This is a genomic window from Runella limosa DSM 17973, assembly GCF_000482465.1.
Taxonomy (GTDB): Bacteria; Bacteroidota; Bacteroidia; order Cytophagales; family Spirosomataceae; genus Runella; species Runella limosa.
Window position 1 is genome coordinate 19,930 of the sequence record NZ_AXVJ01000057.1, and the last position, 24,256, is coordinate 44,185.

The 24,256-nt window shown below is 43.3% G+C and carries 19 protein-coding genes; 4 read left to right on the forward strand and 15 right to left on the reverse strand.

The window, feature by feature from the left end:
- Window positions 1-31 precede the first annotated feature (31 nt).
- Complete coding sequence (locus K339_RS0106230; RefSeq protein ID WP_028522844.1) at window positions 32-3,157, reverse strand: SusC/RagA family TonB-linked outer membrane protein; 3,126 nt, start codon at window positions 3,155-3,157, stop codon at window positions 32-34.
- Window positions 3,158-3,392: 235 nt separating this feature from the next.
- Between K339_RS0106230 and aroB the strand changes: the two genes are divergently transcribed.
- Window positions 3,393-4,421: a 3-dehydroquinate synthase gene (gene aroB, locus K339_RS0106235; protein WP_028522845.1), complete on the forward strand. Its 1,029-nt coding sequence runs from the start codon at window positions 3,393-3,395 to the stop codon at window positions 4,419-4,421.
- A gap of 101 nt (window positions 4,422-4,522) precedes the next feature.
- Entirely contained in the window at window positions 4,523-5,095 is a 573-nt protein-coding gene (locus K339_RS0106240; protein WP_028522846.1) for a DUF4136 domain-containing protein, read from the forward strand.
- Window positions 5,096-5,166: 71 nt separating this feature from the next.
- Here K339_RS0106240 and K339_RS0106245 read toward each other — a convergent pair whose 3' ends face one another.
- From K339_RS0106245 to eno, 5 genes are all read right to left on the reverse strand, one after another.
- Window positions 5,167-5,730 (reverse strand): hypothetical protein, encoded by a 564-nt coding sequence (locus K339_RS0106245; protein ID WP_028522847.1) that lies wholly within the window; start codon window positions 5,728-5,730, stop codon window positions 5,167-5,169.
- 37 nt (window positions 5,731-5,767) lie between these two features.
- A complete protein-coding gene (gpmI, locus tag K339_RS0106250) occupies window positions 5,768-7,306 on the reverse strand; it encodes a 2,3-bisphosphoglycerate-independent phosphoglycerate mutase (RefSeq protein ID WP_028522848.1) in 1,539 nt (512 codons plus the stop codon).
- A gap of 15 nt (window positions 7,307-7,321) precedes the next feature.
- On the reverse strand, window positions 7,322-7,816 hold the full coding sequence (locus tag K339_RS0106255; RefSeq protein WP_037299403.1) for a low molecular weight protein-tyrosine-phosphatase: 495 nt from the start codon (window positions 7,814-7,816) through the stop codon (window positions 7,322-7,324).
- 74 nt (window positions 7,817-7,890) lie between these two features.
- Window positions 7,891-8,205, reverse strand: coding sequence for a septum formation initiator family protein (locus tag K339_RS0106260; protein ID WP_028522850.1), 315 nt, complete (start codon window positions 8,203-8,205; stop codon window positions 7,891-7,893).
- A gap of 120 nt (window positions 8,206-8,325) precedes the next feature.
- Complete coding sequence (gene eno, locus K339_RS0106265; RefSeq protein WP_028522851.1) at window positions 8,326-9,603, reverse strand: phosphopyruvate hydratase; 1,278 nt, start codon at window positions 9,601-9,603, stop codon at window positions 8,326-8,328.
- A 311-nt stretch (window positions 9,604-9,914) separates the two neighbouring features.
- Between eno and K339_RS0106270 the strand changes: the two genes are divergently transcribed.
- Complete coding sequence (locus K339_RS0106270) at window positions 9,915-10,595, forward strand: hypothetical protein (protein ID WP_028522852.1); 681 nt, start codon at window positions 9,915-9,917, stop codon at window positions 10,593-10,595.
- Window positions 10,596-10,642: 47 nt separating this feature from the next.
- Here the strand turns inward: K339_RS0106270 and K339_RS0106275 are convergent, their stop codons facing one another.
- The 6 genes from K339_RS0106275 to K339_RS0106300 form a co-directional block, all read right to left on the reverse strand.
- Window positions 10,643-11,800 (reverse strand): pyridoxal phosphate-dependent aminotransferase, encoded by a 1,158-nt coding sequence (locus K339_RS0106275; protein ID WP_028522853.1) that lies wholly within the window; start codon window positions 11,798-11,800, stop codon window positions 10,643-10,645.
- 47 nt (window positions 11,801-11,847) lie between these two features.
- Window positions 11,848-13,002 carry a site-2 protease family protein gene (locus K339_RS0106280; protein ID WP_028522854.1) on the reverse strand — a complete coding sequence of 385 codons (1,155 nt, stop codon included), beginning with the start codon at window positions 13,000-13,002 and terminating at the stop codon, window positions 11,848-11,850.
- Entirely contained in the window at window positions 13,003-13,629 is a 627-nt protein-coding gene (locus K339_RS0106285) for an HAD family hydrolase (RefSeq protein WP_028522855.1), read from the reverse strand.
- Window positions 13,626-14,579, reverse strand: a complete 954-nt coding sequence (locus K339_RS0106290; RefSeq protein WP_028522856.1) for an acetyl-CoA carboxylase carboxyltransferase subunit alpha — start codon at window positions 14,577-14,579, stop codon at window positions 13,626-13,628. Before K339_RS0106290 ends, K339_RS0106285 begins: the two co-directional genes overlap by 4 nt.
- A 12-nt stretch (window positions 14,580-14,591) precedes the next feature.
- Window positions 14,592-16,034 (reverse strand): MBL fold metallo-hydrolase RNA specificity domain-containing protein, encoded by a 1,443-nt coding sequence (locus K339_RS0106295; protein WP_028522857.1) that lies wholly within the window; start codon window positions 16,032-16,034, stop codon window positions 14,592-14,594.
- Between the two features lie 145 nt (window positions 16,035-16,179).
- Window positions 16,180-16,656, reverse strand: a complete 477-nt coding sequence (locus K339_RS0106300) for an Lrp/AsnC ligand binding domain-containing protein (protein WP_028522858.1) — start codon at window positions 16,654-16,656, stop codon at window positions 16,180-16,182.
- 615 nt (window positions 16,657-17,271) lie between these two features.
- Between K339_RS0106300 and K339_RS0106310 the strand changes: the two genes are divergently transcribed.
- Window positions 17,272-18,519, forward strand: a complete 1,248-nt coding sequence (locus K339_RS0106310; protein WP_028522859.1) for a DUF819 family protein — start codon at window positions 17,272-17,274, stop codon at window positions 18,517-18,519.
- Window position 18,520: 1 nt separating this feature from the next.
- Here the strand turns inward: K339_RS0106310 and K339_RS0106315 are convergent, their stop codons facing one another.
- The 3 genes from K339_RS0106315 to K339_RS0106325 all read right to left on the reverse strand — a co-directional run bounded on the left by K339_RS0106315 (window position 18,521) and on the right by K339_RS0106325 (window position 23,976).
- Window positions 18,521-20,611 (reverse strand): T9SS C-terminal target domain-containing protein, encoded by a 2,091-nt coding sequence (locus tag K339_RS0106315; protein ID WP_028522860.1) that lies wholly within the window; start codon window positions 20,609-20,611, stop codon window positions 18,521-18,523.
- A 185-nt stretch (window positions 20,612-20,796) separates the two neighbouring features.
- A complete protein-coding gene (locus tag K339_RS0106320) occupies window positions 20,797-23,322 on the reverse strand; it encodes a DUF5686 and carboxypeptidase-like regulatory domain-containing protein (RefSeq protein WP_229598702.1) in 2,526 nt (841 codons plus the stop codon).
- 216 nt (window positions 23,323-23,538) lie between these two features.
- Window positions 23,539-23,976 (reverse strand): DUF2452 domain-containing protein, encoded by a 438-nt coding sequence (locus K339_RS0106325; protein ID WP_028522862.1) that lies wholly within the window; start codon window positions 23,974-23,976, stop codon window positions 23,539-23,541.
- Window positions 23,977-24,256 lie beyond the last annotated feature (280 nt).

The window sequence follows — 24,256 nt, forward strand, 5'->3', positions numbered from 1 at the left end:
AAGTCTTTTAAAAAAATCTCAATCAATCTTACTAGAAAGAAAAATTCAAGCCTGCGGTAATGGTGCGTGGCAAGGCCAACGTTCCATAGTCAAAACCACGCGCTCCGATACCCAACGTACCAGCACTTGTTCCGTTTACATCGGGGTCAGCTCCTGTATAATTGGTCAAGAGGAACAGCTCGTTTCCAGAAACAAAGACGCTTCCTGAGCGGAATATTTTCTGCTTGTCTAAAATAGACTGAGGGAAGCTGTAACGGAGCGTTACATCCCGCAAGCGAACCCAGTTGATGTCTTTTTCAACAAAACTTTCTTCTGTGAAAGCTCCATAAAAATCGGAGCGGAATTGAGGAGTAACCTGAATGGTGTTAGGCGTTGGCGAATCGGTTTCCTCGCGGCCATCGCGCAATACACCTTTGAAAACGTAAGGATTGCTTCGGTCAAGAACGCGGGTAGAAAGACCATTACGGAACATATACATTTCGTTTCCGTTGAAAACATCACCGCCTTTACGGATGTCTAACAAAACAGAAAGCGACCAGTCTTTATAACGAACCGTATTTTGGAAACCTAGCATAAAGTCGGGGTTACGGTCTCCGATAGGTAAGAACACAGGGTTTGAAATAGGCAAACCTGTGCTTGGGCTAACAAGAATATCCCCGCGTTTGTTACGCAAGTAACTGTAACCTGCCAATGCGGTGGTTTTACCTTCTCCACGGGTATTTACGTAAGACAAATTAGGGTAGAAAGAGCTTTGGTTGGGTGCCATGGCACTTGCCCGAACGTTTCCATACAACCATGTGTCGGAGTTGTAATATTCAGCCACTTCGCCAGGAAGGCTCACTACTTCATTCACAAGACGTGTAAAATTGAGGTTCATGTCCCACTGAACGTTCTTAGCTTTGATGGGCGTAATGTTCAATTGGGCTTCAAGTCCACTGTTGCGAATTTCACCACCGTTCAACAAACCAAAAATGAATCCAGTACCGTAGCTCAAACGCTGGGTCGTGATTTGGTCAAAATTGCTCTTGTTGAAGTATGTTACATCCAAACCTACGCGATTTTTGAAGAAACGTAGCTCTAGGCCAGTTTCAAAACTCCGACCACGCTCTGGGCGTAAGTTTTCGTTGCCGCCGTAGAAGTCATACAAAAAGCCACCTCCCGTTGAGGTTTGTGGAACAAGGCGAGGGCGTGTACGGTAAGGTGTTGCGTCGTTACCAACTTCGGCATAAGCAAAGCGAACTTTTCCATAACTCAAAATTTGTTGCTGTTCAAACGCAGGAAGTTCGGTGAAAACAAACCCTAAACTAACCGATGGATAGAAGAAGGAGTTGTTCTGAACAGGCAAGGTCGATGACCAGTCATTACGCCCTGTTACGGTTAAGTACAACATGTCGGCGTAACTCAAGTTGAGTGAACCTAACACACTGACCAGACGGCGTTGAAGGAGCGTGGCCTTGCTACGCTGGGTGCTATTCAAGGTGTTGTTGATGCTATTAAAGTCGGGCAAATAAAGTTGCTCCCCATAAATAGCAGTTGTTTCATAACGGCGATCATCGATTGTGGTACCCACCATGAGCGACGTTTTTAGCTTGCCAAAGTCTTTTTTCGCAGTAGCGCGGAAGTTACCGTTGAGCAATTGACTGTTTTCTGTGGCATTTTCCACAAACCCTTTGGCAGTAATACCAGCATTGGATTCTGGATGTTGGAAGCGGTTGTAACGCGTCGAGAAAATATCGGCCCCTAAGATTCCCGCTAAGGTAAGCCAAGGTGTTACGTTATAGTCCAACTGAATGTTACCAACAGTACGGTTGATTCGGTTGCTGTTGATGTTCTTATACACGTTGAAGAACGGGTTGTCCAAGTCGTTGGCATCTTCGCCAAAAGTACGGAAACGGCGGCCGTCTGCTGTAAGGTATTGTTGGGCATCCAAATAAAAAGGGAAAGCCAACATCCCAATCAGAAATCCTTGGGCACTACGAAGTGGTTGGAAATTGTTGGTGCCGATATAGTTGAACGATGTCGTAGCCCGCAAATTCTTGGTGATTTGTCCCACGCCTGTCAAACGGATGTTGATTTGATCCATTTTATTGGTAGGTACCACTCCTTTGTCCGAAATATACGAAGTCGATAAGCGATAGGTCGCTTTTTCACTGCCACCTTCCACCGTTACGTTATGTGACTGACGGAGTCCTTGTTGGAAAAAATTACCAACGTTGTCATAGACTTTGCCGCCACCTTCGCCGATTTGGGACACTTCACCCCCAAAATAAGAAAAGTTGTTTGGGTTAAAGACGCCGTTGAAGCCACGTCCGTAAGTGGTTTGGCCTTCAGGGAAACGATACACATCACGAACACTCAATGAACCATTGTAGGTGATTTTTCCGCGACCTGTGCCTCCTTTTTTGGTTGTGATAACAATCGCACCGTTGGCGGCTTCGATACCGTACAAGGCAGCGGCTTCTGGCCCTTTTAGGATGGTGACTGTCTCAATGTCGTTAGGGTTAATATCTGCCGCACGGTTTTGGTAGTCCATGTCGCGGTTGGGGCGGTCAGAAACCAATGCCCCTTGGGCAAAGGTGTTGTTTGAAATAGGCAAACCATCAACGACATAAAGCGGTTGGTTGCTATTTCCGATAGAACCCGCACCGCGCAACTGAATAACGGCCGATCCACCCGCAGTACCACTGGTTGGGGTCATTTGAAGACCTGCTACCCGTCCTTGAAGTCCCATCATGAAGTTGTCCCGCTGAGAGTCCAACAAATCTTGACCTTTTACTTCTTGCACAGCATACCCCAGCGCACGTTTCTCTTGTTTTACCCCAAGGGCAGTTACCACGACTTCATTTAAGATGTTTTCGTCGTTTTCTAGCGAAACATTGATGGTATTGTTGCTCCCAACTTTAACTTCTTGGCGAAGATAGCCAATGTAGCTAAAAATAAGGGTGGCATTGTTAGGCGCATTTACCTTAAATTCTCCGTTGGCATCCGTGGTTGTACCTTTGGAGGTTCCTTTGACAACGATGCTTACACCTGGAAGCACGCTGTTGTCGGCCGAACTGGTGACTTTTCCTGTGATGAGTCGGTCTTGTGCCCATGTCGTAAGACATACGCCAAAAACAACTAGAAAAGTCATACTTCGATGAAGAAGTTTTTTCATAGTTAGTGAATTTGGTTGTTAGAAATGATAAGTTGAGGTGAACTAAATTCGGATTTACTTCAAAAAAAATCAAAAACGTTCGGATTTGCAATGTTTTTCCGAATAAAATTGCATGAGTATGCGGTTTAAGGGCGTAAATGATGCGGATTTGTGCGGATTTTTGCACGGATGAAAGTAGGGGTGTAAATTCGCGGTAAATGTATATCCTTTTTGGTTTTAAAATTCCGAACTTACTATGTCTGTAACCATTGCCCCGATTCAGGAGAGCCTCCCTGCGTATCTTTCAGCGCATCAGTACTCCAAAGTTGTCGTTATTGCTGATACAAATACAAAAAAGCACTGCTACGCAAAGGTAAAGCCTCATTTGCCCAAACATGACCTTATCGTCGTGCCAGCGGGAGAGCAGCACAAGACCCTTGCAACCTGTGAAAAGATTTGGGGCGAAATGACCAAAGCCCAACTCGACCGTCATGCGGTTGTTTTTAACTTGGGTGGCGGAGTGATTGGGGACATGGGCGGGTTTTGTGCCGCTACGTACAAAAGAGGGATTGACTTTGTGCAAATTCCGACAACGCTGCTTTCTCAAGTGGATGCCAGCGTGGGTGGAAAATTAGGAATCGACTTCCAAGGTTTTAAAAATCATTTGGGCGTTTTTACCCAGCCAAAAAATGTTTTGATTGACGCATCCTTTTTGTCAACCCTTCCGTATATAGAATTGCGCTCTGGATTTGCCGAAATTGTGAAACATTGTTTGATTGCGGATGCGGCCAAGTGGGAAGAAATTCGTAAAAAAGACTTTGAACAACAAAATTGGACAGACTTGATTGCACACTCAGTTGAAATCAAGAAAAAAGTTGTGGCCACTGACCCAACGGAAAAAGGGCTTCGCAAAATCTTGAACTTTGGCCATACCATTGGACACGCCGTTGAAACCTACTTTTTGGGAAAACCACCTAAGGAGCGTTTGTTACACGGGGAAGCAATTGCGGCAGGGATGGTTATGGAAACTTATTTGGCCTACCGCAAAAAAATGGTGGATTTGCAAACACTTGAGCAGGTTGAGGAGTTTATATTTTCAGTGTTTGGTAAAGCCGATGTCCAGCTTTCGGATGCGCCAACGGTGATTGCACTGGCGCAGCAAGATAAAAAGAACCGAGGAGGAGAGTTGCGTTTTTCACTGCTAGATGGCATCGGAACTTGTGCGTATGATGTGAAAGTGACACCAGCTGAAATCCAACAAGCTATCGCTTATTACGTAGGTTAATTTGGGTGATAGTAAGTTTTGCAGTAAAAAATTTGCTTTTGTAGAAAATTTCGTATTTTTAATCAAATATTCTCTCAAACACCCCAAACCACGAACTATCTATGAAGCTTGTCAAACTTTTACTGCTTGGATGTGCTGTTGTTATTGTGGCAGCAAGTTGCAACACGAGTCAGAAAATTTTTGTTGAACACGATTACAGTTACGAAACCAATTTCAAAGCCTACAGCACGTACGCTTTCTTGGAATGTGAACGTGATACGGGTAATGTGTGTACAGAAGTCTATAATGCCATCCACCGACAGATGCAGGCGCGTGGATACCGACTTACCACTAATAAACCTTCGTTGTTGGTAAATTATGGTATTTTCTACGATAACTTGCGCTATCAGGGATATATGCAACCCGTGATTAAAAACTGGGTGGATACTGAAGATGATTCGTTTAAATATGAACCCATTCGTTATTCGCTCGACAAAGGGACAATTATTGTATCGCTCATTGATGCAGATACCGACCAGGTTGTTTGGCGCGGATATGCGGCGGGTATTTTTAAGAATCCCAATGCTGCCAATAATTATTATCGTAACGTAGTGCGTACAATTTTTGACCAATATCCGCTGTTTGCTTCTGGTTATGATCCACGAGGTGGCGGTGGTCAATCCAATGGGCGCTAGTTGCGGAGATACATAAAAAAAGGACGCTGTTGGGCGTCCTTTTTTTATGCTAAAGTTTTCTCGCAAGCTGACTAATAGATAGTTCCTACAATAGAAAACGATTTTTTATCGGTTAAAGACAGGTGCTGAAAACCAGAAATTTCGTACGTTTTGATTAACCAAACCCCTTCTGGTCGCATTCCACAAGTGAGACGAAGCTTTTTCTCAGAATCATACAGTTTATTTTCTTCCTTTAACGAAACCTCGATGATTGAAGGCATCTGGGTTTTGTCATCGAAGGTCACTTTCAACGACTGAACGGGCTGATTTTCGCCTTTTTTGAGGGAATAAAGGTTGGTTTTGGGCATTGGCTGCGTAATCTCGTAGCTCGATTGATACGCCTGTTTATTAATATCTGCTTGGATAAACAGGTCTAATTCTTTGGCCCAATTAATTTCATTTGTTTGCTTTGATTCGCTTTCCCCATCCAGCGACATTTTTTTATCAACCGTCGGTTTGCGTTTTTCTAATTCACGAAGCTGTGATTCGATAAAGCCTTTTAAATCAAAATAAGACTTAACTTGGTTGGTTTCGGTTTGGGGCTGGCAGGCAGCAAGGAAAACGAGCGCGACGAAAATACAAAAAAGTGGTTTCATGGCTCAATAACCCTCACTGCCTGCAAAAAGTTCGGTATTACAACAAGCTTACTCCCGTCATTTCGGCTGGTTGAGCAACGCCCAAAAGCGCTAAAATGGTGGGTGCGATGTCAGCTAATTTTCCATCTTTAGGTTGCCCAGTGTATTCGTTGCCTACAAAAATGCAAGGAACTAGGTTGGTACTGTGGGCGGTGTTTGGCGTTCCATCGTCGTTACGCATGTAATCAGAGTTGCCGTGGTCAGCAATAATGATGGAAGTATAGCCGTGTGCCAGACCCGCAGTTGCAACGGCTTCGGTACATTGGTCAACGGTTTCACAAGCTTTGATAACGGCCTCAAAAACACCCGTGTGGCCTACCATGTCAGGGTTGGCAAAGTTGAGACAAATAAAATCGGCGGTTTCTGCTTCGATTTCGGGAAGAATGGCATTGCGAATGTCGAAAGCGGCCATTTCTGGCTTTAAGTCATACGTTTTTACATCCTTGGGCGAAGGGCACAAAAGCCGTTTTTCGCCTTCAAATGGCACTTCACGGCCTCCTGAGAAGAAGAAAGTTACGTGCGGGTATTTTTCGGTTTCCGCAATGCGAATTTGGGTTTTACCTGCTCCTTCAATTACTTCTCCGAGGGTATTTTTGAGATTGTCTTTGTCATAAATCACTTTCACCCCAACAAACGCATCGTCGTAGTTGGTCATGGTGAGGTAGTACAAATTCAATTTAGTTGTTCCTTGTTCGGGGAAATCTTGTTGGGTAAGCATTTCAGTAATTTCGCGCCCACGGTCGGTACGGAAATTGAAACACAATACGACGTCTCCTTCTTCGATTTTGGCAACAGGAGCACCTGTTTCGTCCACAACCACGATGGGTTCAATAAATTCGTCGGTTACGCCTGCTGCGTAAGAAGCCTCAACCGCCGCTACAATTTGACTATCGACAACTGACTCCTGACCCACGCCATTGACCATCACGTTATAGGCTTTTGCCACGCGTTCCCAACGTTTGTCGCGGTCCATGGCATAAAAACGCCCCGTTACGCTGGCAATTTTGCCCGTTGTGGTTGCCAATGAAGCCTGCAAATCGGTCAAAAAGCCTGCGCCGCTTTTAGGGTCACAGTCACGGCCATCGGTAAAAGCATGAACATATACGTCATTAAGTCCTGCTTCCTGCGCGGCTTTACAAAGCCCTTTGACGTGGTTGATGTGAGAGTGAACCCCGCCATCGGACACCAAACCTATGAAGTGAACTTTCTTTTGGTTGTCTTTTGCGTATTCAAAAGCTTCAACAAGCGTTGGCTCTTGGGCGATAGAGCCAGATTCGACCGCCAAGTTAATTTTGACAAGGTCTTGATACACAATCCGTCCCGCGCCAAGGTTGGTATGACCTACCTCCGAATTACCCATTTGTCCGTCGGGAAGTCCAACGGCTAATCCGCTTGCTTCGAGTTTGCTGTGTGGGTATTGTTGGAGGATACGGTCGTAAAAAGGCGTGTTGGCAGCGATAACGGCAGAGCGGTTTTCTTCGCCATTTTTAGCGATGCCCCAACCATCCATGATGATAAGAATTACTTTTTGACTCATTGTGGGTTTTATTTTTTACACTAAATTATGTTCCTTTATTAAGTATTCCAAGAAATTTTCCCCGCACCGACTTACGATTTGAAAGACATCTTCAAAGGCTGACATGTCATCGTAGTAAGGGTCGGGTACATTGGGTGAATCAGCCTGTTCGTCAAAATCACGGTAAAGAAGCACGCGTCCTTCTTCGGGATAAAAACCAGTGGAGCGATAGCTTTGGGTTTGGATGTTTTCTAGGTTAGATTCATCCATGGCGACGATGTAGTCAAAGTTGGCAAAATCGTCGCTTGAAAGTTTTCGGGCGTGATGGGTGAGGGTAATGCCATAATCAGCCGCAACGCGGCGAGAGCGACGGTCGGGGAGGGCACCAATATGATAACCATGCGTACCCGCAGAGTCGCAAGAAATAGTGTCTGATAGCCCTTTTTGGGCAACAAGCTCACGAAAAGTGCCTTCTGCAAGGGGAGAGCGGCAGATATTGCCGAGGCAGACGAAGAGTACTTGAAGTTTCACGAATGTTGAAAATGGGCCAATTTGAAAATGAAAATTAGCACACCTCGTCATTTTCAACTGACCAAATGAACGAATTATTTTTCAAATGGTTCTCCATTTTTGTCCACCAACACAAACACTTCCTCACTGTCTTTTTTCATGAAATACTTTTCACGGGCATATTTCTCAAGAAGTTTGTCAGTACCAAGGGTGGATGCTTGTTCTTTTTTGAGCAAGACGATTTGTTCCTCGTAATATTCTTTCTGGGACTTCAATTCTTGAAGTTTCAACCAATTCCCAACTTGGTCAGGAATACTATTCAGTTCAAAAAAAGTCAGCCAAATTAGCAAACCTAGCGCACTTGCTTTGTAGAAATCTTTTAGAAAACGGAAGCGATTGAGGAACTGCATGTAGATATTGAGGGTTAGATGCAGAAAAAATGTCGAATGAAGCAAAAATGTCGAGTGTCGAATGCAGAATGTCGAATGAATATGTTTATTCGACATTCTGCACTCTGCACTCGACACTAATTAAAATTTCTTACCAGGGAAGTAAGCTGTTTCGCCCAATTCTTCCTCAATACGGAGCAATTGGTTGTATTTAGCCATACGGTCTGAACGAGAAGCTGAACCAGTTTTGATTTGGCCAGTGTTCAACGCCACTGCCAAGTCAGCGATGGTCGAATCTTCCGTTTCACCTGAGCGGTGGCTCATGATGTTTTTGTAGCTATTGCGTTTTGCCAAACTAACAGTGTCGATAGTTTCGGTCAATGAACCGATTTGGTTCACTTTAATCAAAACGGCATTACCAACTCCTTGCTCAATACCCATTTCAAGGCGTTTCACGTTGGTTACGAAAAGGTCATCACCTACGAGTTGGCATTTAGAACCAATCGCGTCTGTGTGCAATTTCCAACCAGCCCAATCGTCTTCGGCCATACCGTCTTCGATTGAAATGATAGGATATTTATTCACCCATTCTGTCCAGAAATCAGCCATTTGAGCAGAAGTCAACTCTTCTTTGCTTGATTTCTTGAAGATATAGCGTTGTTTTTCTTCGTTCCAAAGTTCAGAAACCGCAGCATCCATGGCGATTGAAATATCTTCACCTGGGCGGTAACCCGCTTTCTCGATAGCGATAAGGATTGTTTCGAGGGCTTCAACGTTTGACTGGATGTTTGGAGCAAAACCACCTTCATCACCTACGTTTGTTGAATAACCTTTTGATTTTAAAACACCTTTCAACGCGTGGAAAACTTCAGTACCCATGCGAAGTGCTTGAGAGAAAGAAGTAGCGTTGGTAGGCATTACCATAAACTCTTGGAAATCAATCGCGTTGTCGGCGTGTGCGCCACCGTTCATGATGTTCATCATTGGCACAGGAAGAGTATTAGCATTTACTCCACCTACGTAACGGAACAATGAAAGACCTGCTTCTTGGGCTGCGGCTTTGGCAATGGCCAAAGAAACCCCCAAAATAGCATTTGCGCCCAACTTGCCTTTGTTGGCAGTACCGTCGAGCTCAATCATGATTTTGTCAATCAGATTTTGATCATATACAGAAAGTCCCAAAAGTTCAGGATAGATGATTTCGTTTACGTTCTGAACGGCTTTCAATACACCTTTTCCGAGATATACGCTCTTGTCATCATCACGTAGTTCGACTGCTTCGTGAATACCTGTAGAGGCGCCAGATGGCACGGCTGCACGGCCAAGGAAGCCGTTTTCGGTGCGAACATCTACTTCTACTGTTGGATTACCGCGAGAGTCAAGGATTTGACGGGCGTGTACCGATTGGATTGTACTCATCTTTGTTAGGTAGGTTTTGTTAATAATAAAACGTTGCCTGTTAAATAGTTTAGCATACAAAGTAACACAAAAAAAGCGTGAGGGAAAAAGAATCAGTACTATAAATGAATTTTGAGGGTGATTTTATTGGCGAAAGTAGGTTCATTCCCAACGATTTAACGTGGCAATTGTATTTTGCCAAGAGCTTGTTGTTTTAAGCAAATAAAATTCTAAAAAAGTAGAATATAGGTATTGATTGTATTGTCAAAGTTGCTATATTTGATATAATAGTTGGTCGATTACACACAACACACACGCACATTATTAGTTACATGAAGAAAATTTTACTGAGCCTTGGCTTGGCATGGATGGTATTGCTTTCCGTGGAAGCCCGACCAAAGGATAATTGGTCAAGAGGAGAAATCAAGCTCGCAACAGGCGAACGAATGAAAGGGGAGCTGCTGTATGCTCCCGAAGTGGAGGTGGTATCAATAAAACTTGACGATGGCCGCCACCGCGCCTACGGAAGTCGGCAAGTTGAGTCGTTTTCGTTTTGGGATGCAAGAAAACAACAAACTCGTTATTTTGTTAAAAGTCACCTGCCCCACGGAGGGCGAGAGATTGTTTTTGAAAACATTGCGGATGGTGCCCTAAAAATTCAACGTTTCCTCAAGCCTTATTCGCGTAAAAGGCTTCTTCCTTTTACTTCAGTTATTACGGATGAAATTCCCGAAACAGCCCAGGAACATGGCCGTTATCAGTATTATGTGCAAGAAGGGGAGCATTTGATGACCATTGAGCACTTCTTACGGAGAAGGTTTTCGACATCAACCAAAAGATGGCAAAAAGAATTGGAAGAATACCGTTACTACAACGAACTAGATAACGGCATTGCGAGCTGGCTCAAGGTACTTTTGTACTATAATGTGTTGGAGGCGGAGCATAATCCCAAAACATACGAAAGTCGCCCAAATGTTGATGCGTCTTTTATTTTGATGGGAAATTTGAACTAGGCAACACTTTTGTGGGGAAGGTTGCTCACAACCTTCCCTTATTTTATTTATGCTTTCAAACGCTCAATGGCTTGCCAAATTCGTTCGGCTGGCATACAAAGAGAAACCCGAATGTAGCGTTGGCCTTTAGGACCAAAAATAAACCCTGGGGCAATGAAAATATGTTTTTGGTATAACAAATCGTCCACAAGTTGCTCCGCAGAGGCAACTTCTTCGGGGAGTTTTGCCCACAGAAACATACCTTCTTGCGTCGAATCGAAGGTGCAGTTTAGGGTTGTTAAGAAGGTTTTGGCGGCATCCAATCGACTGTGATACACGGCATTTTGGGCGGCGTGCCATTCTTCCGAATTTTGAAGAGCGGCTACGGCGGCTTGTTGAATGCCTAAAAACATACCAGAGTCCACATTGCTTTTTATGGTAAGTACTGCATCCACGTATTCTTTAGCCCCTGATAACCACCCTATTCGCCAGCCCGCCATGTTGTGTGACTTAGACATGGAGTTTAGCTCAATGGCCACCTCCTTTGCTCCTTCAATTGAAAGTAAGCTGATGGGAGGTTTCTGGTTGAGTATCAGGCTATAAGGGTTGTCGTGACATAATAAAATGCCATGCTCTTTGGCAAAGCGAACCGCATTTTCAAAAAGCGCACGCGTGGCGGGTGCGCCCGTAGGCATGTGTGGATAGTTGAGCCACAAAATTTTTGTTTTGGAGCTTACTATACCCTTCATAGCTTCCCAGTCGGGCTGCCATTGGTTATTTTCTTGAAGGGGATATTCAATAACTGTTGCCCCCACCATTTCGCTTACCGCGCGATAGGCAGGATAGCCAAGCTCGGGAACGAGGACTTCATCTCCTTCGTCTAAAAAAGTCAAACTGATGTGCGTAATGCCTTCTTTTGAACCAATTAAGGGCAAGATTTCATGTTCTGGATCAAGCTGTACGCCATACACACGCTCATACCATTTTGATATACCTTGACGAAGGGCAGGAATGCCTTTATACGATTGATAACCGTGGGTATTGGTAAGTGAAGCTGTATTCTTTAATGCTTCAATGGTTGCTTCTGAGGGGGCTTGGTCAGGGTTTCCAATCCCCATATTGATGACATCATGTCCTGCGGCAAGTAGCTTTCGAACTTCGGCGAGCTTCACCGAGAAGTAATATTCCTGCGCTTGAGTAGCGCGTTTTGCAAGAGAAATAACCATGGATGGGTGCAACGTTGCGTCGAAATGTTTCTACAACGTCGTTTATTTTACAATACAACGAAAGGTTTTGGACTAAAACAGAGTACAAAGATAATCAAAGCTAACCAACCCACGACTTTTCGGGAGTTACTTAGCGGGGCAATGTCGTCCGTTGAGGGATGATACACGCCTAAAACACGACCAATCAAGAACCCGAACGCTAAAAATCCTGAGTAACCTTCTACGGTTGGAAATAGGAGAGAAAGTCCAAGTTGAATAGTGACCGTTAAAAGGGCTAACATCCACTTAGTGAGCGCATTATTCTCGTCGATTCTACTATAACATAGTTGAAGAAAAATAATGTAAATCCCTAGTGAGGCGAGTTGCTCCCAAAATAAATTTTCATTGGCAATGGCAAACTCGTCGGCGCGGTAAGTGCCAAGTCCCGCGTAAGTAATAAAGACAAAAAACAAAATGGGAGAAACTATACGGTAGTTTTTGTTGCCAATAAGCCCGTACAACACATGTCCCCCGTCAAGTTGTCCAATGGGAATAAGGTTGAGCGACGTGAAAAATAGCGCCAAATAGCCCGCTAAAAGCAGCGGATAGTGCATGATTTCTTGGGGAGGAGGAAGGCGAGTGGGGTCGGCAACGTAGGTTTTGAAAAACGTAAAAAGCAGATTATCGCCCAATAAGATATTTCCAGCTTGGTTTTTGGCATAGACAACGCGTGCAAAGCCCATCCCATATTTTTGGTATTCGGGGTGAATTTTGAAGATGTAATCAAGGGTAGGAAGGGTAGCAAAACCATACCAAAGAACGCCGATGGCAACAACAAAGCCAGCGAGTGGCCCTGCTATTCCAATATCAAAGTATTTTTCACGCGAGCGGATAAACTCTTTGATACGAATAAATGCCCCAAGTGTACCGATGGTTTGGCCAATTCCAAGCCAGAGCGGAATGTAATAGGGAAGAGTAACTTTGACTTTGTGGTATTTGGCCGCAAAATAATGCCCGAACTCGTGAACAGTCAAAATCCCCAGAAAAGGAATCGAGAATCGGAAACCTTGCCAAAAATGTTCCCAGCCTAATGGATTTTCAATCTGGTAAAATGGAAGGTCAAAAGGCCGCCCAAACATCCATTCGGCGCCTGCTAAGGACGTACTTATGAGGGTGAGTACAAACAGTAGGAGCTGGAGGAGTAGGGTGCGGGTAGAGTTCACTTAAAAATCTTTTAGGTATTCGACAATCGAGGTTGGTTTTTGAACGTGAATGGTCTGAATACCAACTTCGCCTGCGGCTCTGATGTTATCGGCATTGTCGTCCAAAAACAAAGACTCATGCGGTAAAATTCCAGCGTCTGCTAATACACCATGGTAAATGTCGTGGTGAGGTTTCATCACGCCCATTTCGTACGAAAGAAAAAGCTTTTCAAACAACGCATCTAGTTTTGGAATGCCAGTCGTACGGTGGAGAATGCGATTTACTTCCTCAACGTGAATAGAGCTAGTATTGCTCAAAAGAAAAAGCCGATAGCCTTTTTGGGCTAAAGCGACGATTGTTTCAACCCGTTGGGGGGGAATATCGAGTAGGAGTGAATTCCAAGCTTCGTCAATTTGGGCGTCTGTCCATTCAGGATGTGCAAGGAGCTCACGAATGTAGTTTCTAAAATCAGGGGCAGATAACTGCCCCGTCTCAAACTTCTTAAAAACCTCATTGTGCTGAATAAGCCGTTGAACATCTTCCAGTGGAAGCTGACTTAGCTCCGCAAAAGATTGCGCTGCCCGTGGAACATCAATGTTGATGATGACGTCTCCGAGGTCAAAAATGATGTTTTTTATTGCTTTCATTCCGTAAAGACCCCCATCGAACAGAACTTGTCAATCCGCTGATTGATTCTTTCTTCGGGCGTTAGCTTTTGGAGTTCGTTGATACTGCCTAAAATGACATTTTTCAGGATGTTAGCCATGGCTTGATGGTCTAAGTGAGCGCCACCGAGTGGTTCTTCTACAATTCCATCAATCAATTTTGCCATTGTCATATCCGAAGCCGTTAAGCGGAGTGCTTCGGCGGCTTGTTCTTTAAAATTCCAGCTACGCCAGAGAATAGATGAACAAGATTCTGGCGAAATTACTGAGTACCAAGTATTTTCGAGCATGAGAACACGGTCGCCGATGGCAATTCCCAACGCTCCCCCTGAGGCACCTTCACCGATAATAATACAGATGACGGGCACTTTAAGCATAAACATTTCCTTAAGATTCCGCGCAATGGCTTCACCTTGACCACGTTCTTCTGCTTCTAGGCCAGGAAATGCGCCTGGGGTGTCAATAAGTGCAACGATAGGCTTGTTGAACTTTTCGGCTAATTTCATCATGCGTAGCGCTTTGCGGTAGCCTTCGGGGTTAGCCATCCCGAAGTTGCGGTGTTGGCGTTGCTTGGTATTACGGCCTTTTTGTTGACCAATGATGAGCATACTTTGGCCATCAATGTTACAAAATCCACCGACCATGGCAGGGTCGTCGCGTACGGTACGGTCACCGTGAAGTTCGATAAACTCCTCACACATAAGTTCGATGTAATCGAGGGTATAAGGGCGATCAGGGTGGCGAGAAAGCTGCACCCGTTGCCATCTAGTGAGGTTTTGAGCCGTATCTTTCCGTAGTTGTATAATGCTGTCTTCGAGTCTAATAACAGCTTCCGAAACGTCAACTTGTGTCGTGTCGGCGAGTTTTTTTAACTCGGCAAGCTTGGATTCGAGCTCTGCCACAGGTTTTTCAAAATCTAAATAAGTTGGCATAAAGTTGGTTGCTTACAATTCAAAAGTTTGTCCCTTTGTGGGGATCTCGATATTTTCGTAACCGACTGATTGTAAAGTGCTTTTAAAGTGGTCCATACTTGGCTTTTCCCCGTGGACAAGGAAGATTTTTTTTAACTCGGCAGGTGCCTGTTGCTGAACAAACGTCAGAAGGTCTTCTTTGTCTCCGTGGCCGCTAAATACGTCAATTTTTTCGATATTGGCCAATACTTGCTCGTCTTTCCCTCGAATGCGTAAGGTTGTTTGGCCATTGAGAAGTCTCCATCCGAGCGTTCCTTCGGCACAATACCCGATGAGCAATATGGTGCAGTAAGGGTTGCTAATGTTCTGAGCCACATGGTATTCGACGCGCCCACCCTGCACCATTCCAGAGGAAGAAATGATGATACAAGGCTCTACATGGTTTGAAATGGCGCGGCTGGCGTCTGTACTTTCGAGGTAGATTAAATTTTCAAAGTCAAACAACGATTCATTCTCTTCGTTAAACTCACGGGCCTCGCGGTTTAGCATCCGAACGTTCCGCTGATAGACCCGCGAGCTTTCAAAAGCAAGCGGACTGTCGGCAAAAACTTTGATGGGAGGAAGCTGATGGTTATTATATAATTTATTTAAGGTATATAATAAAGCCTGGGTTCGGCCCACGCTAAAAGACGGAATAATAAGCCGCCCTGGAATGTCAACGCAGGTACGTTTGATAACATCTGCCAAAGCCAAATCAGGCGAAACGCCTTTTTCATGCAAACGATTGCCGTAGGTTGTTTCACATACCAAGAAATCAACCTGGGGCAAAGTAGCGGGGTCAATAAGAAGTGGATAGCCTTTACGGCCCACATCACCCGAGAATCCAATGGTTTTTTTCTGTCCGTTTTCCCAAACTTCAACTACGATATGTGCTGCACCCAATAAATGCCCTGCGGGGATAAAAGTAATAATGACGTTGTCGGATACCCTAAAACGGCGATTAAAGGCAAGAGGAACAAAGTTTTCGAGTGCTTGACGTACTTGTTTTTCGAGGTATAAATCTTTAGGAAGTTCTTTTTTTCTACCTTTTTTTCGTTTACGCTGCGAATCCGCACTGTTCAATTCATTGATTCGCTTCTGATTCAGCATTGCTGCATCTTTTAGTAATATACTGGTTAGAGCAAAAGTAGAATCGGTACACAGTACTTGTCCTTCGTATCCATCTCGATACAAGTTTGGGATATTTCCAGAGTGATCAATATGGGCGTGAGTCAGTAATACTACGTTAATTGACGGAGCTTCAAAAGGGAAAAGTGCGTTGGGAAATGGGGGTGGGGTATCGTTGAGCGCGCGTCTTCGGTCGCCGCTTTCAAAGTCAGAACCACAGTCAATCAAAATACGGTAATCGTCTTCCAATTCTAGGAGGTACATGCTACCAGTAACCTGTTGTGAAGCCCCCCAAAAAGTTAATTTCATATGAAGTCAGTTATTCCTCTTATGTACTCAATGCGGAACACGAGGAGAGTTCGTTACGTTTCCTTCAAAGGTTTAATCACCATAATGCGAATAAACGATTGAAGAAGGGTTTCTGCAAAAGTATCAAAAACAGCTTAAAAAAACATTATTCTGCTAACGGAATAGGACGGGCGATTCGTTCCTCTAAGGAGATAAATGTTTCGGTTCGTTGAATACCACCTACTTTTTGAATTTTATCGTGAAGAACTTGTCGCAGATGTTCTGTATCACGACAAACAATTTTAGCAAAAATGCTGTAAATACCCGTAGTGTAATGAATATTAACTACTTCTGGAATACGTTCGAGCTCAATAGCGACTTCTTCGTAGAGCGAACTTTTATCTAAATATATACCTAAAAAAGCGCTAATATCCCAGCCTAATTTAGTTTGATCAACCAATAATTGCGCCCCTTTAACAATTCCAAGCTGCTCAAGTTTTTTCATTCGCACATGAACTGTTCCTCCTGAAACATGAACACGTTTGCCAATTTCGGTGTAAGCTAGGTGTGCATCTTCTAAAAGAAGTGCCAAAATTTTTAAGTCAGTAGCGTCAATTTTATCAATTTCTAAATTTCGTTCCATGATGAAGTGGTAAAATTAGATTTCATTTAACAAAAGTGCTGTTTTGTTGAATGAAATCAAAATTTTTAAAAATATTTATGGAAAATTTGCAACAAAAAATAATATCCATTAGTTTTGCATTGTCAATTAATCAAAAAGGCACTAGACCACAAGTAAATTAGTTGACTTCAGTTCTTTATACTGTAGGATGATGAAACTTGGCAGCCATGCCCTCCTGTCTCGGGGGTGGTGAGTTCAGGATAAACACGATATAATGCCGGCACTCTAGTCGACTGGGGTAGACCACCAAACTTTGTATCGCGGCTAACTGCACCGTGGGCGGTTCGAATCCCCCTCCTACAGCATTAATGTGAATGGTAAAACAATTACCCTCACAACCCTAAGGATAGCTTGTTTAAATGATTCATTTCAACAAGTTATCCTTTTAAAATATAAAATGAAGTGTCCAATTGACACTTGTTTAAAAGAAAAACTATTTGGTTTTTAGTTTGTTGATGAAGTGTAATTGCGACACGCAGGCTCAGCTTTGAGGCCTGTGTGTTTTTTTTGTGCCCATGCCTAGGTATTATCAAAAGAATGGTTTAATTGCCAACTTTTCGATTTTTAACTTGACATATGTTGCTTCTCACCGTTTTTACCTCTGATGCCGTCGTTCTGGGCTTACTTTTTGTCATTTTGGCGGGTGTTTTTTACACGGCTAATTTAGAGCACCCACTTTGGGCAAAGTTTTACGCAATTTTTCCTCCCTTACTTCTTTGTTATTTTATTCCAGGAGTTTTAAATTCATTTAAAATCATTTCGGGAGAGGAGTCAAAACTATATTCAGTGGTTTCTCAATATTTTTTACCAGCGTGTCTGGTTTATTTTACCCTTGGGATGGACTTTAAAGCGGTAGTACGTTTAGGCCCCAAAGCGCTTCTTGTATTTTTGGCAGGAACGTTGGGAGTGATGCTTGGGGGGCCAATTGCAGTAGCGATCGTTAAAACGTTTGCACCTGAGGTAGTTGGCGGCTCAGGCGCTGATGCCGTTTGGAGGGGGCTATCTACCATTGCGGGAAGTTGGATTGGGGGAGGAGCAAATCAAACAGCGTTAAAAGAGGTTTTTCAACCAAGTGATCGTCTTTTTTCACAGGTGATTGCGGTAGATGTTATTATTGCTGAAATTTGGATGGCCGTGCTGATTTATGGTGCAGGAAAAGCGACTAAAATTGATCATTATTTTAAAGCAGATGCTACTGCTATTGATGAATTAAAAACAAAGCTTGAACTAGAACACAAAACATCTCAGCGAATTCCAACGCTCAATGATTTGATGATGATTGCCGCGGTTGGTTTTGGCGCTACGGCTTTTGCTCATTTTGTGGCAGATTTGGTTGCTCCTTGGCTCAAACTTAATTATCCTGCTCTTGAAAGGTTTAGCTTAACTTCATCGTTTTTCTGGGTTGTTTCGGTCGTTACATTTTTGGGAATTTTGCTCTCTTTTACCCGATTGCGCCAACTTGAATTTGCGGGAGCCTCAAAAATTGGTAGTTTGTTCCTCTATGTACTTGTGGCAACCATTGGCATGAAAATGGATATTTTTGCCGTGGCCGAAAACCCTGGGTTATTTCTCGTAGGGATTCTATGGATGACCATACACGTAATGGTTACCTTGTTGGTTGCCAAATGGTTAAGAGCACCTTTCTTTTTTACAGCAGTGGGTTCACAAGCCAATGTAGGAGGTGCTGCTTCGGCACCAGTGGTTGCCGCTGCTTTCCACCCCTCGCTGGCATCGGTAGGTGTGTTACTGGCAATATTGGGGTATGCACTAGGAACGTACGGAGGGTATTTGACTGGCTTGATGATGCAATGGGTGGCAGAATAAATTAGCGTTCGAGTAAAATTGCCCCTCTGAACTCAGTAATTGACTCACTATTTTGAATCTTATATTGTAAAAGGTAAACATAAGATCCATTGGGAGCGGCGGCATCTTTAAATGTCCCGTTCCATTGGGGATTATTACTTTGTTCAAAATAAACAGGATGTCCCCAGCGGTTATAAACTGTAAGGCTAACGATTTCACCCCCTACCATGATCGCTTTGAAAGTGTCGTTGACTCCGTCACCGTTGGGGGTAAAAATATCTGGAACATAAAATCGGGGATTACATGGCCCTGAAACGGTAATAGTTCGTGTTAAAATACAACCAAACTGATTAGTTACTTTCACCCGATAAATACCGTCGGGCTGCGCTTGTATCGACCGTGTCGTCTCTCCTGAATCCCATAAATAGGCCAAATCGCTATCATCATTTTCAGAAGCAAAAAGCGGTTTTTCATTGCAAGTAGTAGCTTCACTCGCTACATTAGGTGATGGATGGTTTCGAACAATGATGGTGTCGCGGCCAGAACAAGGCCCCTGTGTCGCTGTTAAAATATATTGACCACTTTGTGACACCTTTGTTTCGATACCAGTGCCGCCGTTTGACCAACTATAATTAATGTTTCCCCCAGAAGCGTTGACGTTTGGACGTAAGGTAATAGCTTCGCCTTCACAAGTAATTTTGTCAAGCCCTAAATCAACTTGTGGAGTGGGCAATACGGTAATGGTTCTGCTTGTAACACATCCGCCACCTAATGTACTCACCTTTACGGCGTATGTTCCAGGTTGGAAAATAGTTAACTGAGGGTTGGTTGTATTAGAAGAGGCCCAAAAATACGAATAAGTATTGGTTCCTAATGCTCCTGCATCTAACACCATTGAAGGAGATGAAAAACAAAGGGTTTCATTTGGTTTTAATTCAGGTGGTTTGCCAACGACAACGGTAGTAGAAAATGATTTAGAACAAGCACCGTTTGAAACGGTTATGGCATAGGTTCCTGTTTTTGCCACGTTGATTTTTGGAGTAGTCTCTCCTGTCGTCCATTTGTAAGAAACTGGGAGGTTGTTTGGGGTGATAGTTGGTGATAGCTCTACGATATTTCCCTCGCAGAATTCGTTGGCCGCATTAAAAGTGACTTGCGGCAAACCGATTACACTCAAATTCAAGGTTCGGGTGCTATCGCAGCCAAGGGCGGTTTTGAAAGTATCTTTGTAGGTTCCACTGGACGAATATCCCTCGTACGTTTCGCCTTGACAAATGGTTTTATTAGTAGTGGCGTCTTGTACTTTGGGCGGCACATTAACAACTTTGAGGGCGATAGAAGTACATTTATTAGCGTCTGTTGCAGTTACGGAGTAAACCCCACTTTCTTCGAAGGTATTGGTTGCGTTTGTGGGTGTTTTTCCGCCAGACCACCTATAAGAAATACCACCACTTGCAGTTAAAACAGTACTTCCGCATGATTTTGAGTCTTCGGTAATTTTAACAGGAAAGATAGGAGGTTGAAGCCCCCAGGTGATATTTGTATAATACTCGGGTGTATCTGAGAAGATGGTTAAACAGGTAAAAGTGCCAGGAAATAATAATATGGCATAACCCTCTTCCCCAGTAATTGAATAACTACTGACATTTTTGATTCCAGAACCCTTGTAGTCAATTACAAAAGGCTCAGAGAAGCGAAGAGTCACTGAACTATTATTACTGCTACCAGGTGAAAAAAAACTACCTAGGGAGGAGATAAGCAACAGTGGGTTAGTGACAGGTTCAGAGAAGCACATGGTTGTTTGTCCGCCTGCACCAACCGCCCATTCTGTTTTGGGAACAGTTGTGTTTGGAATGGCCGCTACCCCGCTATACCCTCCAAAATTGACAAAGTCAAATATTTTATCAGTAGAACCAAACTCGTAATTGGCACTCATGGTGACATTAACAGGGCGGCCATTTACTTGGATAGTGCCAGTGGCTTCTCTTCCTTTAAAGTTACTCCATGCTGCCCAAGAATAGTCTTGCTTACACTGGGAAAAACAGTGCAAATGAATAAAATACGTGAGAAATAAAACTAGTGTAAATTTCCAATACATCTTCAAACGGTTCATAATCAGCACAATTCAGAAAGGAATTAATTACGACTAGCCATAAATGTACTTCAGCACGTTGTTTGATGAACAGTAGATGTTCTAATTCTGAGAAGCATATTTATGGATTATTGGCCGTAAAAATAGTTAATCTTACGACGCTTTGCATCCTTTGAAAGTAACATTTTATTTTACGGAAGCGCCCACTAAATATTAAACCAAAATGAAAACTTCACCGCAAAGGGCGTGACATTAGGATTTTGGCGATAGGTGAGGCGATGAACAGCGTCAACTCTTAGTACCTTAAAAATATTGTCAATGGCATATCCAACCTCTACGTAAGGCGTGTTTCCTAAGCTATTAAACCCAGGTACTGCTTGGCCTTGTGCGTTGCTGGGAGCAAGCAGATTCATGTTGGAAGGGTGAATACTGCCGTACAAAACCTTGGCATTGGCTAAGAACCGCCATTTGAGCCGTTTGATAGCGGGGAGGCGATTGAAAAGAAGTCCCTCAAAATTGTGCTCGTACCGTAACTGAAGGTAACGGTCGCTCACAAATTCAAAGTAATTCATCAGGTTAAAGGCATTGTCAACGTAGAAAACGGACTCGTTTCCAAGTGGGGTATATAGTAAAGGATAGGGGAGGGTGGATGGAATATATCCCATCGTTATGTTATAATTGGAACGCCCCCAAATACCGACCCTAAAGCTTTGTTTTATGTTGAGAGACAAGCGATGGTAGCTAAAATCACTGTTGAGAAACCTGCGCAAGCCAAGTTGATAACGAAGTACTACCAAAGGCCACTTTTGAGTACCTAGAGTTAGACGCTCATTTTCGTTATAAATGAAAATCTCATCTTTTCCCCAACGGGTTTCAAAAAATAATTCAGCCGTTTCGTAATTACTCTGAATGGGTGAGCGATCGCCGAGAGAAGGGGCTGTTTTGAACGCGAAAGGGTAAATGGGCTGAAAAGTTCGGTGACGTAATCCGACTGTTTGGGTTAGCCCTCTCAATAGTTCTCGTTTGAGGTAAGCAGAGGTAATCCCCTCAAAATATCCCCGCCGTACATTTCCCCACTTGGTTAGTGCGCCAAACAAGACGTTATTGCCAATCGCTTCAGAGGACAAACCTACGCGTTCGAGGTCATAACTATGGCTAATACCTCCAATGGTCCACGGTTTTCTACTGAAAATATAATCAACATTAAAATTGTATTTCCACTCTTTGTCGAGGGTACCATAGGCCGCCGAACCGCTCAAAACCCATTTTCGACTGAAATCTGGGTTGGTTTTGGCGCCAATGCGAAAACGGTGCCCTTCAATGGCATTGTTTGAGTATAAATACAAAAACGGCCCAACGTCTATGTTTACCTTAGGAATGCGTTTATAACCATTGACAAACATGTTAAATACTTCGATGTACGTACGCATGATTGGCACTTGCTTCACGGAGTCAATGAGCCTATACGCCGTTTGTTCGCCAGCCGTTAGGGGTTCGTGGCGTGCTTTGTCCCAATAATCAGCGGGGTATTCTTTGTAGCTTTCTGATAATTCTATGGGATAATCATAAAACTTTGGAGGATGTGGTTTATTGGAAATAATGTTCCGATTTGAGGTGTAAAATTTAACCAACATGCCTGCGGTGGAGTCGGTCAGTTCGGCTACATCAATGAGTACCCGAGATTTCACGGGCATCCACGTACTATCGCCAATTTGCTCGTATTCTTGTTGAAGTTTTATTTTTTCTACAAAGTTAATATTCGCACTTTTCCCTACCGATGCATCTATTTGTACCAAAGCGTGACTGAGGGTATCAACCCAAAAAGAGCCACTAAAGGCCAAGTCTTGCGGCCGTTTGGGTTCATAATCAATGTGATAACACCAGTACCCTGCCACAAATGTGGTATCTATCAGATAATAGTCGTAGGTGTTTTTCCAGCCGTCTGCAATGGGAGAATGAAAATCTTTATCAAGAACACTGAGCCAATTTTGGTAAAAATTATACTGCTGAAACGACGAACCAATCATTTGCGAAATCAAGCTGCCGTCTGTCACAGCAATGCCAGATATCTTGGTTTTGAGAATATGTTCTTTCTTTTTTCGGGGGTCTTCGCGGAAATAATAGTTAGAAATGGATTCTGACAAATATATAGGAATAACAGGGCGCCCATCTTCACCTGCAATTTTATCAAACTGCTCAACAGCTCCTGTGATTTGCTTCATCGCTCTCCGTTTCTTAAAACGTTCTGAGAGATTGTCAACATCAACTTCTATTTTACTGTAACTTTCGTATTCGTACGCTTGGAGTCGGTTGGGATTGTGCAATGGTTTTTGCTTAACAACTCTCCTCAGAATGTTGTAGGCTGGGTTTTCGCCTGCGTAAACTTTTACTTCTTGAAGTTTAAATTCCGAGCCCTCAAGTTGAAAATCAATGGTTTGCGTGAGTTGATTTGGTATAATTGCTTTCGCCCGTTTTCGATACGACATGGACGAAACCACCAATGAATCACCAATTTGGGTTGTTTTGAGGCTATAAAAACCTTCAAAGTTGGTCGTCACTCCTACGGTTTTCCCTTTGATAGCGACCGCAGCAAAAGGCACAGCTTCGCCCGTTTGGGCGTCGGTGATTCTGCCCGAAATGGTATAGGTGGTTTGACCAAAACCTTCATTCCAACATAGTAAAATGGAGATGAGTAAGGGAAGTGCTTTGTTGATGAATAGATGTTTAATCACTGGTGGGTATGGTTGTTCATGGTCTGGTTTTCTTACAAGGACTCGTTAAAAATAAAAAAGTTTTAACGAATTGGCAATTTTTTGATAGCTCCACCTCTTTTTACGACAAATGGAGGGGGGAGCGTTGCAATTTTCAAAGTTGAATAACGAAAAATCCCTTCGCCGTATTGAGAAGCGAAGGGATTTTTCGTAGCGTGAGTAAAGCTACATCAAACTTTAATCTTGGCTTTCGTTGTATTCTACGTGCCATGTATGATCGGCGAGCATGGTGACTTTGGCAATAAAACGGCTAAACTTATAGGCACGTCCCCATTCATTTGGTGCAACCATCGACAAAACATCTTTTCCATCTTCCTTTTCATACACATAGTAAGTTTCGTTCAAGACGGGTTCAAAATTCATTTGGGCACCGTAGATTCTTTCTGATACATCAACACGTTGACGAAGTTCTTTGGCTTGCTGTGCTAAAGTCGCCATTTGCTGATAAATTTGGTTAAGTTGGCGCTCGATTTGTTGGCGCATGGCCAGTACAGCCTTCCCTTTTGCTTTGCCCATGTCAACGGGCTTAATGACTGCCCCACCAACAGAGTGAGCGTAGGCCATGAGCCCAGGGTTTTCGGCTACTTTATCAGGATTTATTGGATTTTGCTCCATTGGAAAAGAAATTATATTGACTTGTTCTTTAACGTAACAAAATTACATATTGTTTAAAATTGCCAGAGAATTAATGGCCTTTGGTCTGAAAAATAAATAATAAAAGTCCTATTAATGAATGTATTTTAGATATTTTATGTATATTTTGTTTTATATAAAGATAAAATATGTTGTTTGTGAATACATAAATGATGAGTATATTATTTGACTAATTTCTCTCATTTAAAACCATATTGGCATCACGATTGCATACTTTTAGTCCGTAGAAAACGTTACATTT